The following is a 14060-nucleotide window of genomic DNA, read 5'->3' on the forward strand; positions in this document are numbered from 1 at the left end:
CATGGAAATCTTCGACGCGCTGCTGGCCGGCTTTGCCACCGCCGCCACGCCGGTCAATTTGCTGTGGGCGCTGGTGGGCTGCGCCCTGGGCACGGCCGTGGGCGTGCTGCCCGGCATCGGCCCGGCGGTGGCCGTGGCCATGCTGCTGCCCATCACGGCCAAGGTCGAGGTCACGGCCTCGATGATCTTTTTCGCCGGCATCTACTACGGCGCGATGTACGGCGGCTCGACCACCTCCATCCTGCTGAACACGCCCGGCGAGACGGCCAGCATGGTCACGGCCATGGAGGGCAACAAGATGGCCAAGAGCGGGCGCGCCGGCGCGGCGCTGGCCACGTCGGCCATCGGCTCGTTCGTGGCCGGCACCGTCGCCACGGTGGTGGTCACGCTGTTCGCCCCGGCGGTGGCCGACTTCGCCGTGCGCCTCGGGCCGCCCGAATATTTCATGCTGATGGTGCTGGCCTTCACCACGGTGAGCGCCGTGCTGGGCCAGAGCAGCCTGCGCGGCATGGTGGCGCTGTTCGTCGGCCTGGCGCTGGGCTGCGTGGGCATGGACCAGATCACGGGTGCGGCGCGCTACACCGGCGGCAAGATGGAACTGCTGGACGGCATCGACATCGTGCTGGTGGCCGTGGGCCTGTTCGCCGTGGCCGAGGTGCTGTACGCGGCGCTGTACGAGGGCCGCGTGCAGGAGTCGCGCAACGCCATGGGCCGCGTGCACATGACGCAGCGCGACTGGAAGCGCTCGGTGCCCGCCTGGCTGCGCGGCACGGCCATCGGCACGCCGTTCGGCTGCATCCCGGCCGGGGGCACGGAGATCCCCACCTTCCTGAGCTACGCGGTCGAGAAGAAGCTGGCCAAGGGCGAGGACCGCGCCGAGTTCGGCAGCGCCGGCGCCATCGAGGGCGTGGCCGGGCCGGAAGCGGCCAACAACGCCACGGTGACGGCGGCGCTGATTCCGCTGTTGACGCTGGGCATCCCCACCAGCAACACCACGGCCGTGCTGCTGGGGGCCTTTCAGAATTACGGCATCAACCCGGGTCCGCAGCTGTTTACCAGCTCGGCCACGCTGGTGTGGGCGCTGATTGCGTCGCTGTACATCGGCAACCTGATGCTGCTGGTGTTGAACCTGCCCATGGTGGGCATGTGGGTCAAGCTGCTGAAGATCCCGCGCCCGCAGCTGTACGCCGGCATCCTGATCTTCGCCACCGTGGGCGCGTACGGCATGCGCCAGAGCACGTTCGATCTGTTCCTGCTGTACGCCATCGGCCTGCTGGGCGTGCTGATGCGGCGCTATGACTTTCCCACCGCGCCGGTGGTCGTCGGCATGATCCTGGGGCCCTTGGCGGAGGCGCAGATGCGCAACGCCGTGGCCATCGGCGAGGGCAGCTGGTGGGTCTTCCTGCAGCGGCCCATGTCGGCGACGCTGCTGGTCATCGTGTTGGCCGTGCTCATCGTGCCGCGCGTGCTGCGCCGTTGGGCCGAGCGCCGGATGCGCAGCGCGGCCGGCTGAGCGAGTCGCTATTGAATCGGGAGCTGCCAGCGCTTATGTGGTAAGGCCTGGAGCCCGATTTGCCTATTATTTTTCCGCACTGCCCTGCTGGCGACGCCCAGGCGGTCAGAGTGACGCCGTCGGCCAACCGGTCAGGTGCTGCTGGGCGATCTGGCTCAGGGCGGTGAGCCACGCGTGGTCGTCGTTCAGGCAGGGGATGTAGCGGAATTCCTTGCCGCCCGCCTCCATGAAGGCGTGGCGCGCCTCCTGGTTGATCTCCTCCAGCGTCTCCAGGCAGTCGCCGGTGAAGCCGGGGCACATCACATCCACGCGGCGCGTGCCGGCCTGGGCGAGGGCGACCAGCGTGGGCTCGGTGTAGGGCTCCAGCCAGCGCGCCTTGCCGAAGCGCGATTGGAAGGTGATCTGCCACTGCTGCTCGGTCAAGCCCAGCGCCTGCGCCAGCAGCCGCGCCGTGGTGCGGCACTGGTCGGCATAGGGGTCGCCCAGGCGCACGTTGCGCTCGGGGATGCCGTGAAAGCTCATCACCAGGCGCTCGGCCGGCCCACCTTCGCGCTGCCAGTGGGCGCGCACGCTGTCTGCCAGCGCGCCGATGTAGCCGGGGTGGTCGTGGTAGCCGTTGACGAAGCGCAGCTCGGGATAGACGCGCGCGCGCTTGACCCAGGCGGCCACATCGTCGAACAGGCTGGCCGTGGTGGTGCTGGAGTATTGCGGGTACAGGGGCAGCACCAGCACGCGCTGCACACCGGCGTCCTGCAGCGCCTGCAGCTGCGCGCCAATGGCGGGCTGGCCGTAGCGCATGGCGTGCTGCACGCGCACGGCGTGCCCGGCCTCGCCCAGCCAGCCGCGCAGCATCAGCGCCTGCTTGGCCGTCCACACGGCCAGGGGCGAGCCCTCGGGCGTCCAGATGGTCGCGTACTTGGCGGCCGACTTGGCGGGCCGGATGCGCAGGATGATCCCGTGCAGGATGGGCAGCCACACGAGGCGCGGAATCTCGACCACGCGCGGGTCGCCCAAAAACTGCGCCAGGTAGCGGCGCAGCGCCGGCGCCGTGGGCGCATCGGGCGTGCCCAGGTTGCACAGCAAGATGGCGGTATCGGAAGAAGGCATGGGCGGCGATTATCCTTGGCCGCGCCATGACGAAGACCCATACGCTGGACCTGGCGCGCATCCGCGCCATCACCCTGGACCTGGACGACACCCTGTGGCCCGTGTGGCCCACCATCCGCCGCGCCGAAGCGGCGCTGGCCGGCTGGCTGGCCGTGCACGCGCCGGGCACGGCGGCGCTGTTCGCCGATGCGCCGGCCCTGCGTGCGCTGCGCGTGCAGGTGGAGGCCGGGCGCCCCGACCTGCGCCACGACCTGAGCGGGCTGCGGCGCGAGTCCATCCGCCTGGCGCTCACGCAGGCGGGCGACGACCCGGCGCTGGCCGAGCCGGCGTTCGATTGCTTCTTCGCCGAGCGCCAGCGCGTGGAGCTGTTCGACGACGCGCTGCACGCGCTGGAGTTCCTGGCCGCGCGCTACCCGGTGGTGGCGGTGTCCAACGGCAACGCCGACGTGCACCGCATCGGCATCGGCCGGTACTTCAAGGACAGCCTGAGCGCCACGGTGCTGGGCGTGGCCAAGCCCGACGCGCGCATCTTCCACGCCGGTGCGCGGGCCGCGGGCGTGGCGCCCGGCGCGGTGCTGCACGTGGGCGACGATGCGCTGCTGGACACGCGCGGCGCGCTGGACGCCGGCCTGCAGGCCGCCTGGCTGAACACCACCGGCGCGGCCTGGACGCATGGCGGCCCCGCACCGCACGCCACGGTGGCCAGCCTCGGCGCCCTGTGCCAGCTGCTGCGGTAGCGCCGCGGCGCCAGCCATCGCTGCCACCCGGTTTGCTATTAAAAAAGGAGCTGCCAGCGACCGTAGTACAAGCGCTGGCGGCTGATTTGGCTTAGCTCAAAAAGTCGCGGATGGCCGCCAGCGTCTCGTGCGGCGCTTCGGTCATCTGGTTGTGGCCCACGGGCAGGTGCACCACGGTGACCTGCTTGCCGGCGGCGCGTGCACCGTCGATCAGGCCCTTGGCAGCCTTGGGGCTGGTCATCTGGTCGCGCGCGCCCAGGGCGAACAGCACCGGGCACTGGATGGCCGCGATCGCCGCCTCGCCGCCGGCGTAGCTGTCGCAGGCCACGAAGCCGCGGTGGAACACGTTGGCCTGTCGGTTGCCCTGCATCACGCGCCGCCCCAGCGCCATGCCGGCGCCGTAGACCCAGAAGCCCGCCCCGGTGGGAGGCGCCAGCGTGCTGCGCGAGAACACGTTGACCATCTTCAGGGCCGCTTCGGGCGTGTCCTGCGAGGACTGGATCAGCGCCGGCGAGACCTTCATCGGGTAGGCCGTGCCCACCAGCACCAGGTGGCTGATGCGCTCACCTAGGCGCGCGGCCGTCTCCAGCGCGATCAGCGAGCCCCAGCTGTGCCCGACCAGTGCGGCGCGCTGCACGCCGGCGGCGTCCAGCAGTCCGGCGATGAAATCCGCCGCCTGCTCGACGCTCTGGGGCGCCTCTCCGCCGCTCCTGCCGTGGCCGGGCAGGTCCACGGCCAGCACGTTCCAGCCGTGCGTGGCCATGTAGCGGCTTTGCCAGGCCCAGACGCTGTGGTCGCCCAGCACGCCGTGGATGAAGACCACCGTGGGCTTGGCCGCGTCGAAGGCCCGGCCGCCGGTGTAACAGTAGGCGCTGGCGCCGTTGACTTGGTAGTTCATCACGCACCTGCCTTTCCGCCAAACTTCTCTGCGGCCTTGAGGGCGCGCTTGAGGTCGTCGATCAGGTCATCCGCCTCCTCTAGGCCGATGGACAGGCGGATCGTGCCCTGGCTGATGCCGCCGGCCGCCAGCGCCTCGTCGCTCATGCGGAAGTGCGTGGTGCTGGCCGGGTGGATGACCAGGCTCTTGGCGTCGCCCACGTTGGCCAGGTGGCTGAACAGCTGCAGGTTCTCGATGAACTTCTTGCCCTGCGCGCGGCTGCCCTTGATATCGAAGCTGAACACGGAGCCGGCGCCGCGCGGCAGCAGCCTTTGCGCCAGCTGGTGGCTGGGGTGCGTCTCCAGCATGGGGTGGCCCACGCGCGAGACAAAGGGGTGGCTGGCCAGGAACTGCACCACTTTCTCGGTGTTGCGCACGTGCCGCTCCATGCGCAGCGGCAGCGTCTCGATGCCCTGCAGGATGGTCCAGGCCGAATGCGGGCTCATGCAGGCGCCGAAGTCGCGCAGGCCTTCACGCCGCGCGCGCAGCAGGAAGGCGGCGACGCTGGACTCCTCGGTGAACACCATGCCGTGAAAGCCGTCGTAGGGCTCGGTCAGCTCGGGGAATTTGCCCTGGGCCGCGCCGCCCTCCCAGTCGAAGCGCCCGCCATCGACCAGCACGCCGCCGATCACCGTGCCGTGGCCCGACAGGAACTTGGTGGCCGAGTGGTAGACCAGGTGCGCGCCGTGCTCGAAGGGCTTGATCAGCCAGGGCGAGGTGAGGGTGGAGTCCACCAGCAGCGGCACGCCCGCGTCCTCGGCGATCTGGGCGATGGTGGGGATGTCCAACACGTCCATGCCCGGGTTGCCCACGGTCTCGCCCAGCAGCAGCCGGGTGTTGGGTCGGATGGCGGCGCGCCAGCCGTCGATGTCGCCGGGCTTGACGAAGCTCGTCTCGATGCCGAAGCGGCGCAGCGTGTAGTGCAGCAGGTTCTGCGAGCCGCCGTACAGCGCGGTGCTGGCGACGATGTGCCCGCCCGCGCCCATCAGCGTGGCGACGGCCAGGTGCAGCGCGGCCTGGCCGCTGGCGGTGGCGATCGCGCCCACGCCGCCCTCCAGCGCGGCGACGCGCTGCTCCAACACGTCGGTGGTCGGGTTGCTCAGGCGGCTGTAGACGTGGCCGGGGCTTTCCAGGTTGAACAGGGCGGCGGCGTGATCGCTGGACTGGAAGACGAACGAGGTCGTCAGGTACAGCGGCGTGGCGCGCGCGCCGGTGGTCGGGTCCGGCTGGCTGCCCGCGTGCAGCGCGAGCGTGTCGAAGCCAGGGTCGGAATATCCGGGCATCCGTGTCTCCAAAGTGGTCAATGCGCCGGGGATTGTGGGCTATATTTTCGCGAGCATCCGGCGCACGGCGCGCCTGCCTGCCCCGAAAGCGACACCGAGAGACATCCCATGAAAGTCAGCGACATCCTGCGCGTCAAAGGCAACACCCTCTACACCGTCACGCCCGACGAGCCGCTGGCGCAGGCCGTGCAGACCATGGCCGAGAAAGACATCGGCTCGCTGGTGGTGATGGAGCACGGCGATCTGGTGGGCATGCTCACCTTCCGCGAGGTCATTGGACACCTGTCCCGGCAGGGAGGAAGCCTAGGCACGACACTGGTGCGCACCGCCATGGACGACGCGCCGCTGACCTGCACGCTGGAGACCGACATGGACGAGGTGCGACGCATGATGCTGGGCCGCCACGCCCGCTACATGCCGGTCATGGAAAACCGCATGCTGATGGGCGTGGTCAGCTTCTACGACGTGGCCAAGGCCGTGGTGGACGGGCAGAACTTCGAGAACAAGCTGCTCAAGGCCTATATCCGCGACTGGCCGCAGGAAGAATCCAGCGGCCAGCAGCAGCCGGGCTGAGCGCAGCTTTCATAGCCAAAGATGGCTCCAGCCCTTGCTGTATAAGCGCTGGCAGCTCACTTTTTATGAGCACGGGGCTGGGCGATAATCCCGGTCCTATGAGCGGCAACACACTCGGCACCCTGTTTTGCGTCACCAATTTCGGTGAATCCCACGGCCCGGCCATCGGCTGCGTGATCGACGGCTGCCCGCCGGGCATGGCACTGGCGGAGGCCGACATCCAGCACGACCTGGACCGCCGCCGTCCCGGCACCAGCCGGCATGTCACGCAGCGGCGCGAACCCGACGCGGTGGAGATCCTGTCCGGCGTGTACGAGGGCCGCACCACCGGCACGCCGATCGCCCTGCTGATCCGCAACCAGGACCAGCGCAGCAAGGACTACGGGGACATCGCCCAGAGCTTTCGCCCCGGCCACGCCGACTACACCTACTGGCACAAGTACGGCCTGCGCGACCCGCGCGGCGGCGGGCGTTCGTCCGCACGCCTGACGGCTCCCACCGTGGCTGCCGGCGCCGTGGCGCGCAAGTGGCTGAAGGAAAAATACGGCACCGAGCTGCGCGCCTGCATGACGCAGCTGGGCGAACTGGACATTCCCTTCGAGTCCTGGGAGCACGTGCCCCGCAACCCCTTCTTCGCCCCGGTCGCCGACGTGCAGCGCTACGAGGACTACATGGACCGGCTGCGCAAGGCCGGCGACTCCTGCGGTGCGCGCATCCGCGTGCAGGCGGCGAACGTGCCCGTGGGCCTGGGCGAGCCCCTGTACGACCGGCTGGACGCGGACATCGCCCACGCCATGATGGGCCTGAACGCGGTGAAAGCGGTGGAGATCGGCGCCGGCTTCGCCAGTGCGGCGCAGCGCGGCACGGTGCACGGCGATTCGCTCACCCCCCAGGGCTTTGCCAGCAACCACGCGGGCGGCATCCTGGGCGGCATCAGCACGGGGCAGGACATCGAGGTCAGCATCGGCATCAAGCCCACCAGTTCCATCCTCAGCCCGCGCCAGTCCATCGACGTGCACGGCCAGAGCGTGGAGGTGGTGACCAAGGGGCGGCACGACCCCTGCGTGGGCATCCGCGCCGCGCCGATCGCCGAGGCGCTGCTGGCGCTGGTGCTGATGGACCATGTCCTGCGCCACCGGGCGCAGTGCGGCGACGTGCACCAGGCCGTGGGCCCCATCGCCGCCAGCGCGGGCTGAAACCGGCGCTTGCGGCCAGTTCACAAGACAAGGGCCGCAGTTGCGGCCCTGGTGCTGTGAAATGATGGCAAAAAACGGCTCTGTCGCCCGCCAGCTAAGCGCAGGCAGCTACTAAAACCGTAGCGCCAGTCGCTTCACTTGCCCACCTCGTCGACCAGCGCGCGGAACTCGTGCACGTCCTCGAAGCTGCGGTACACGCTGGCAAAGCGCACGTAGGCCACCTTGTCGAGCTTCTGCAGCTCGCGCATGACCAACTCGCCCAACGTGCTGGACAGCATCTCGCGCTGGCCCAGGTTCAGCAGCCGTTCCTCGATGCGCTCAATGGCGCTGTCGATCTGCACCGTGCTCACCGGGCGCTTGCGCAGCGCCAGCTGGAAGGACGCGAGCAGCTTGGCGCGGTCGTACTCCACGCGCCGCCCGTCCTTCTTGACGATGGTCGGAAAGTTGACTTCCGGCCGCTCGTACGTGGTGAAGCGCTTGTCGCACGCGGCGCAGCGCCGGCGCCGGCGCACCAGCGTGCCGTCCTCGGACACGCGGGTTTCTGCGACCTGCGTCTCCGGGTGGCTGCAGAAAGGGCACTTCACGCTGGCGTGGCCCGGCGGGCGTTCAGCGGTAGACCGGGAAGCGGCTGGTCAGTTCGTGCACCTTGGCGCGCACTGCGGCCAGGTGGCCCTCGTCGTGCGGGTTCTCCAGCACATCGGCCAGCAGGTTGGCCGTCAGGCGCGTCTCTTCTTCCTTGAAGCCGCGCGTGGTGATGGCTGGCGTGCCCACGCGGATGCCGCTGGTCACCATGGGCTTTTCCGGGTCGTTGGGAATGGCGTTCTTGTTGATGGTGATGTGCGCCTTGCCCAGGGCCGCCTCGGCTTCCTTGCCGGTGATGCCTTTGGCGCGCAGATCCACCAGCATGACGTGGCTTTCCGTGCGGCCGCTGACGATGCGCAGGCCGCGCGCCGTCAGCGTTTCGGCAAAGACCTTGGCGTTCTTCACCACCTGCTGCTGGTAGGTCTTGAACTCGGGCGACAGCGCTTCCTTGAAGGCCACGGCCTTGGCGGCGATGACGTGCTCCAGCGGCCCCCCTTGCAAGCCGGGGAAGATGGCGGAATTGAGCGCCTTCTCGTGCTCGGCCTTCATCAGGATGATGCCGCCGCGCGGGCCGCGCAGGCTCTTGTGCGTGGTGGAGGTGACCACATCGGCAAAAGGCACCGGGTTGGGGTATTCGCCCGCGACTACCAGGCCGGCGTAATGGGCGATGTCCACCCAGAAGATGGCGCCGACTTCCTTTGCGATCTTCGCAAAGCGCTCGAAGTCGATGCGCAGGGCATAGGCCGAGGCGCCGGCGATGATCAACCTGGGCTTGTGCTCGCGTGCCTTGGCCTCCAGGGCGTCGTAGTCGATCTCTTCCTGGGCGTTCAGGCCATAGGAGACCACGTTGAACCACTTGCCGCTCATGTTCAGCGGCATGCCGTGCGTCAGGTGCCCGCCCTCGGCCAGACTCATGCCCAGGATGGTGTCGCCGGGCTTGCAAAAAGCCATCAGCACGGCCTGGTTGGCCTGCGAGCCGGAGTTGGGTTGCACATTGGCCGCCTCGGCGCCGAACAGCTGCTTGATGCGGTCGATGGCCAGCTGCTCGATCACGTCCACGTTCTCGCAGCCGCCGTAGTAGCGCTTGCCGGGGTAGCCCTCGGCGTACTTGTTGGTCAGCTGGGAGCCCTGTGCAGCCATGACGGCGGGCGAGGCGTAGTTTTCGCTGGCGATCAGCTCGATGTGCTCTTCCTGGCGGACGTTTTCGGCCTGAATGGCAGCCCACACCTCGGGATCGGTTTGTTCGACAAGGATGTTGCGTTGGTACATGGTTGGCAGTCTGATGAACGTGTGCCCCCCGAAGGCTTCCAGGGGCTGCCCAGGCGAACGACGGATCGCGGCAAAGGCAGCCCGTTGGGGCTGCCCGCGCGGTACGCTTCCCAGTGGTTGGCAGGAAAGGCATGCCTCCTGCAGGATTTCCACGTCAGCGGCGGCGCCCTCTCAGGTGCGCCACGCCTATCGCCAGTCGCGTACCCGGCTAGTGTAGCCGAGCGCCGAGAACCAACCGGTCAGACGCCGGCCAGCATGGCCACCTTCTCGCCAGTGGGCTGCAGTGCGGCGGAGGGCGCGCTCACGTCGGCCGCCTCGGCCGGAGCCTTCGTGGACAGCACGGGCGTGGCCGGCGGCACGTTGGGGGCGGCGGCCCGTCCGCCCGCCACCTGACGCAGACGGAAGTGCTCGGCCAGCACCTTGGCGGCATAGCCGCCGTCGCTGGGCAGGTTGGCGGCGCCCACGTAGTAGCGCAGGCCCCCCTCCAGCGAGCCGGCGCGGGCGATGCATTCCTGCAGCACCTTTACGCCCACGCGCAGGTTGGCCAGGGGGTTGAAGGCTGCCAGGTGGCCGCCCACGTCCTCGTACTTGTCGGTGTGCACGCGCGTCATGACCTGCATCAGGCCTTGCGCCCCCACAGGACTCTGGGCGAAGGGATTGAAGCTCGATTCGATGGCCACGATGGCCAGGATCAGCGTCGGGTCCAGCTTGGTTCGCGTGCCGATCTCGTAGGCCTCGTTCACCAGCGCGGCCACGGGCTCGGGGGCCACGCGGTATTTCTTGCTCAGCCAGTAGGCCACGGCGGCCTGCTCGCGCGGCAGTTCCTTAGGGTTGATGGCCAGGGGGCGATCGCCCAGGGGCGGCTCGGCTTCCAGTTGCACTACCACCGGCTGGCGCGACTGCAGCCAGCCCATCAGGTGTTCCTCGCCCGCTTGACGCAGGTCGGGCCGCGCCGTCAGGGTGATGGCGACGAAGGCGACGGCCAGCCCCAGCAGGGCGAAGCTGCTGTGGGTGACTTCCAGAAAGCCATTGGCGACATCGGCGGCAAAAGTGCGAACGCCGGCGACGGCTCTTCCTGAAGCTGTCATAGCTCTCATCCTTTCTGCAAGAAACGAGTCCCGGCAAGGCGAGGCACCGCAATGCAGCGATGCAGGGGAGGGAACTCGATTTCGGGCCGGGCGTGCTCGCCCGGACTGGGTTGCCATATCGATCCGTGCCGGGCGCGCGGCGCACCGGAAACTTGCGGACCATCGGAGCCGAGAGACGGCTGGGCTAGGGTTACTACGAGGTGATGTCGTGAAGCTGGCGGATTCTAGGGGGCTGCAAAATGCTCAGTCAATACTAAGGTTTTCTTGTTTGAGACAAAAAAAGCATAAATGAACTGATTGCAACATCAGGAAACAGCTCTTGCCTGATGGGGTCGGTGCGGTTGTGTCATTGCGAAACATCGATGGAAGGGGACGCCCGCCTTTGCTAATCTTCCATTCGTCCGGCTGTGGCCGGGCGCGAAGCCAACCAGGTTCGCAGCTTTGCAAAAGGCGGCCTCCTGCGCGGCATCCCTCGGAGGCAATACTTTGCCTCCCGCACTGGGGGACTTATCTCTCCCCGAGTGCGAAAAGCGATGGCACATGGACCGCTGCGTCCGCCATCGGGCCCGGTGGAAGGCTTCCTTCCACCGGGCTTCTCTTTTTCTGCTTTTCATCAACATCGGGGCGGCCGGCAGGCATGTTTCTCTTGATGACAGCCTTGCCCTCTATATATGTATGGAGACGGCTTGGCGCTTCCTGGGAGGGGTTTAAATGAAAATGGCTGCAAACCCTTGTGTAGCAAGCGCTGGCAGCTATCAGTTTTGATAAATGTCCGCTCGCAGTGGAGATGCCTCGAATGGCTTCCGCCGCGTGGCCTTGGCAGCCCTGGCGGCCGTCTTGCAAAACCGGGCCAAAATAGCAACTTTCCCGCGGTGGCCGGACTTCCCGTCTACCCGCTTCTAGCCGCGATGACCCCCCAGCGTTCGCCGCATCCCGGTCCATCGCCCTCCTGCCAGAACCATGTTTCCTTTTTCTTCCCGCAGCAAAATGTCCGACGCTCCTGAAACCTCCCCGGTCCCGGCAAAAACCAGCGAGCCGCATCCCCTGGACGCGCTGACGGGTGGCGCCTTCTCGGCCGCGACGTCCGGCGAGCGCGCGGGGCGCATCCGCGATTGGCTGGCCACGCAGCCCCCGGTCGAGCGCCTGCAGGAGGTCTTCAAGGAACTCAGCGCGCGTGACAAGGGCGCGGCCCGTGCCGTGCGCGAGCGGCTGGACGAGATCCGCCGCGCCCAGGCGCAAGAGGCCATCGGCGCCGAATGGGCCGCCAAGGCCGAGGCACTGCTGGCCGCGCCACGCCTAAACATCGCCGACGCCCTGGCCTGGCAGCGCGACGCCGCCAAGGCCGGCGCGCCGCTGTCGCGCGAGCCGCTGTCGCAGCTCAAGGGCCAGCTGGCCGAGCGCGTCAAGGTCATTGAGGACCTGCAGCACCGCGTGCAGGTGCAGCGCGAGGCCGCCGTGCTGCTGGCCCAGCGCATCGAAGTCCTGTCTACCAAGCCCTGGAAGGACGCGCAGGCGGCCCTGGCGCTGCTGAGCTCCGACGTCGAGCGCTGGCAGGCGCAGGCGCAGGAGCTGTCCGGCGACGCCGCCTGGCCCAGCGTGGAAGCGCGCTTTCCGGCCCAGCTGGAGGCCTCGCGCGCCCAGCTGCTGGTGGTCTGGGAGGCCTTCCAGTCGGCGCTGAGCCAGACCGTCGCCGCGGCTGAGGACGCCGCGGCGCCACTGCCGCCCGTACCCGTCTGGGCCGATGAACTACGCCAGGCGCGTGGCTTGCCCACCGAGGCCGAAAAGGCCCAGGCGCGCAGCGCTGCTCCGGTCCGCCCCAAGGTGGATCCGGCCCAGCGCGAGGCAGCCCAGCAGGCAGTGCGCGAAGCCTTGGCCAAACTGGAGGAAGAGACCGCCCAGGGTCACGGCAAAGCCAGCGCCGGGGCAGCGACTGCCCTGCGCGGGGTGCTCAAGGTGCACGGCAAGCTGATCGACAACGAGCTGGAGCAGAAGGTGCATGCCGCACTGGTCGCCGCTGGCGAGCTGGAAGGCTGGCAGCGCTGGAGCGCCGACCAGGTGCGCGAAGACCTGGTCGCGCGTGCCGAGGGCCTGCTGAACCGTCCCGAAGGCCAGGCCTTGGGCGGCCGCAAGATGCAGGAAACGCTGCGCCAGCTGCGCGAGCAGTGGAAGCAGGCCGACCAGGGCGCGCCCGCCAACCATGCGCTTTGGAAGCGTTTCGACGAGGCCTGCAACGCCGCCCACAAGATCGTGGAGGCCTGGCTGGAGAAGGTGCGCGCCGAAAGCGCTCAGCACCGCGCCCAGCGCCAGGCCTTGGTGGACGAACTCAAGGCCTGGACGCAGGAGCAAACCTCCGCTACCACCCCCGACTGGAAGGCCGCCAGCCGCGCACTGCACCAGTTCAGCGAGCGCTGGCGCGCCGGCGGCCACGTCAGTGAGAAGGTGTTTGCCGAGCTGCAGCCCTTGTGGAAGGAGGCCATGGCCGAGGCCGGCGCTCCGCTGGCAGCCGCGCAAAAGGCCAGCCTGGCCCAGCGCCACGCCATGATCGAGGAAGCCACGGCGCTGGGCGCCGCGCCGCAGCTGCGCATCGACGCCGTCAAGGCTCTGCAGCAGCGCTGGCAGGCCGAGGCGCAGGCGGTGCCGCTGGACCGCCGGCAGGAGCAAAAGCTGTGGGACGCCTTCCGCAAGCCCATCGACGAGGCCTTCGCCCGCAAGAGTGCGGCGCGCGAGCAGGGTGCGGCCCAGATGGGCGCGCGCGACCGCGCGGTGCTGGAAGCGTCCAAGGCGCTGGAGGCGGCCAACGCCTCGGGCGACGCCCAGCGCATCCGCGAGGCCATGGCCTCGCTGGACGCTGCGCTGAAGGCGCAGCATGACGCTCAATCTGAGCAAAATCAGGCTGCAGCCCATGTCCAGCAAGCGCCAGCAGCTACAAATACTGAAGCAGGCGCTGAAGCGCCGATGGCAGAGGCTGCACCCGCACCCGCGCCTGTGCAGCGCCCTGTGGTGGCCGTGCGCGGCGACGATCGCCCTGGTGCGCGCAAGCCAGCCACGGCCGCGCCCCAGCAGCGCGGTGGCCGTCCCGGTGACCGGCGCGACCGTGACGACTTCAGGGGCGGGCAGGGCGGGCGCATGCGCGACCGGGGCGATGCTCCGGCCCGCGGTCCCCGCCTGGGCGACACCGCCTTCCGCGCCCAGCGCGACGCCATGGAGCATGCCCAGGCCACGCTGCGCAAGCTGGCGGCCCAGGCCCACGGCGAAGCGCTCACGCAGCTGATGGCCGCCTGGAAGGCCCGCGATGCGGCGCAGGTGCCCAGCGTGCAGGAGCTGGGCGGCAAGGTGTCGCCCAGTGCCCGCACGGCCTGGACGCAGGCGCTGTCTGCTCCGGCTGCGGCCAGTGATGCGCAGCAGGCGCTGCTGCGCCTGGAGATCGCCGCCGAGGTGCCGACCCCGGCCGAGCAGCTGTCGGCGCGCCGTGCGCTGCAGCTGCAGCTGCTCACGCGCCGCAACGATCCGTCGCCGCAGCAAACCTGGGAGAGCGACGCTGCACAGATCTTCGCCAGTGCCGGCGACGAAGCCCAGGCGCGCCGCCTGCAGAACGCGCTCAAGGCGCTGCTGCGCAAATGAGAAGCTGGTGATGGGGCAGACCGGGCTGCAAGGCCCGGCGCCCGGCGCAATATGCCGGCTTGAAGCGCCAGCAACGAAAAAGCCGCTGATTTGCATCAGCGGCTTTTTGTTTGTTTTGGTGCCCAGGAGAGGACTCGAACCTCCACGCCTCTCA

General features: G+C 68.8%; 11 protein-coding genes, 1 tRNA gene and 1 riboswitch (1 of these 13 running past the window's edge). Of the genes, 5 read left to right on the plus strand and 7 right to left on the minus strand.

Annotation, left to right across the window (positions count from 1 at the left end; all coding sequences use genetic code 11):
* Window position 1: 1 nt before the first annotated feature.
* Window positions 2-1513 carry a tripartite tricarboxylate transporter permease gene (locus tag RT282_RS06445; protein WP_313312736.1) on the plus strand — a complete coding sequence of 504 codons (1512 nt, stop codon included), beginning with the start codon at window positions 2-4 and terminating at the stop codon, window positions 1511-1513.
* 105 nt (window positions 1514-1618) lie between these two features.
* Here RT282_RS06445 and hemH read toward each other — a convergent pair whose 3' ends face one another.
* Window positions 1619-2620, minus strand: a complete 1002-nt coding sequence (hemH, locus tag RT282_RS06450) for a ferrochelatase (protein WP_313312738.1) — start codon at window positions 2618-2620, stop codon at window positions 1619-1621.
* A gap of 26 nt (window positions 2621-2646) precedes the next feature.
* On the opposite strand from hemH, the gene RT282_RS06455 reads away from it, so the two are divergent.
* Window positions 2647-3357 (plus strand): HAD-IA family hydrolase, encoded by a 711-nt coding sequence (locus tag RT282_RS06455; protein ID WP_313312740.1) that lies wholly within the window; start codon window positions 2647-2649, stop codon window positions 3355-3357.
* A gap of 91 nt (window positions 3358-3448) precedes the next feature.
* On the opposite strand, the gene RT282_RS06460 is transcribed toward RT282_RS06455, so the two are convergent.
* Window positions 3449-4255: an alpha/beta hydrolase gene (locus RT282_RS06460; protein WP_313312742.1), complete on the minus strand. Its 807-nt coding sequence runs from the start codon at window positions 4253-4255 to the stop codon at window positions 3449-3451.
* Window positions 4255-5577 (minus strand): O-acetylhomoserine aminocarboxypropyltransferase, encoded by a 1323-nt coding sequence (locus RT282_RS06465; protein WP_313312744.1) that lies wholly within the window; start codon window positions 5575-5577, stop codon window positions 4255-4257. The genes RT282_RS06460 and RT282_RS06465 overlap by 1 nt, the downstream gene beginning before the upstream one ends.
* A gap of 108 nt (window positions 5578-5685) precedes the next feature.
* Between RT282_RS06465 and RT282_RS06470 the strand changes: the two genes are divergently transcribed.
* Both RT282_RS06470 and aroC read left to right on the plus strand, forming a co-directional pair.
* Window positions 5686-6150 carry a CBS domain-containing protein gene (locus RT282_RS06470; RefSeq protein WP_313312745.1) on the plus strand — a complete coding sequence of 155 codons (465 nt, stop codon included), beginning with the start codon at window positions 5686-5688 and terminating at the stop codon, window positions 6148-6150.
* Between the two features lie 98 nt (window positions 6151-6248).
* On the plus strand, window positions 6249-7346 hold the full coding sequence (gene aroC, locus RT282_RS06475) for a chorismate synthase (RefSeq protein WP_313312747.1): 1098 nt from the start codon (window positions 6249-6251) through the stop codon (window positions 7344-7346).
* 134 nt (window positions 7347-7480) lie between these two features.
* Here the strand turns inward: aroC and nrdR are convergent, their stop codons facing one another.
* The 3 genes from nrdR to RT282_RS06490 form a co-directional block, all read right to left on the minus strand.
* Entirely contained in the window at window positions 7481-7930 is a 450-nt protein-coding gene (gene nrdR / locus RT282_RS06480; protein WP_312307014.1) for a transcriptional regulator NrdR, read from the minus strand.
* A gap of 22 nt (window positions 7931-7952) precedes the next feature.
* Window positions 7953-9197, minus strand: a complete 1245-nt coding sequence (glyA, locus tag RT282_RS06485; RefSeq protein WP_313312749.1) for a serine hydroxymethyltransferase — start codon at window positions 9195-9197, stop codon at window positions 7953-7955.
* Window positions 9198-9237: 40 nt separating this feature from the next.
* A riboswitch (ZMP/ZTP riboswitch) is annotated at window positions 9238-9407 on the minus strand.
* 29 nt (window positions 9408-9436) lie between these two features.
* On the minus strand, window positions 9437-10285 hold the full coding sequence (locus RT282_RS06490; RefSeq protein ID WP_313312751.1) for a lytic transglycosylase domain-containing protein: 849 nt from the start codon (window positions 10283-10285) through the stop codon (window positions 9437-9439).
* 987 nt (window positions 10286-11272) lie between these two features.
* Here RT282_RS06490 and RT282_RS06495 point away from each other — a divergent pair.
* The gene (locus RT282_RS06495) at window positions 11273-13906 is read left to right on the plus strand and encodes a DUF349 domain-containing protein (RefSeq protein ID WP_313312752.1); all 2634 of its coding nucleotides are present in this window, start codon (window positions 11273-11275) and stop codon (window positions 13904-13906) included.
* A gap of 116 nt (window positions 13907-14022) precedes the next feature.
* Here the strand turns inward: RT282_RS06495 and RT282_RS06500 are convergent.
* Window positions 14023-14060: transfer RNA gene (locus tag RT282_RS06500), tRNA-Leu, on the minus strand; it runs 147 nt beyond the window's last position.

Source organism: Pulveribacter sp., assembly GCF_032079985.1.
In the GTDB taxonomy this organism is placed as follows: Bacteria; Pseudomonadota; Gammaproteobacteria; order Burkholderiales; family Burkholderiaceae_C; genus Melaminivora.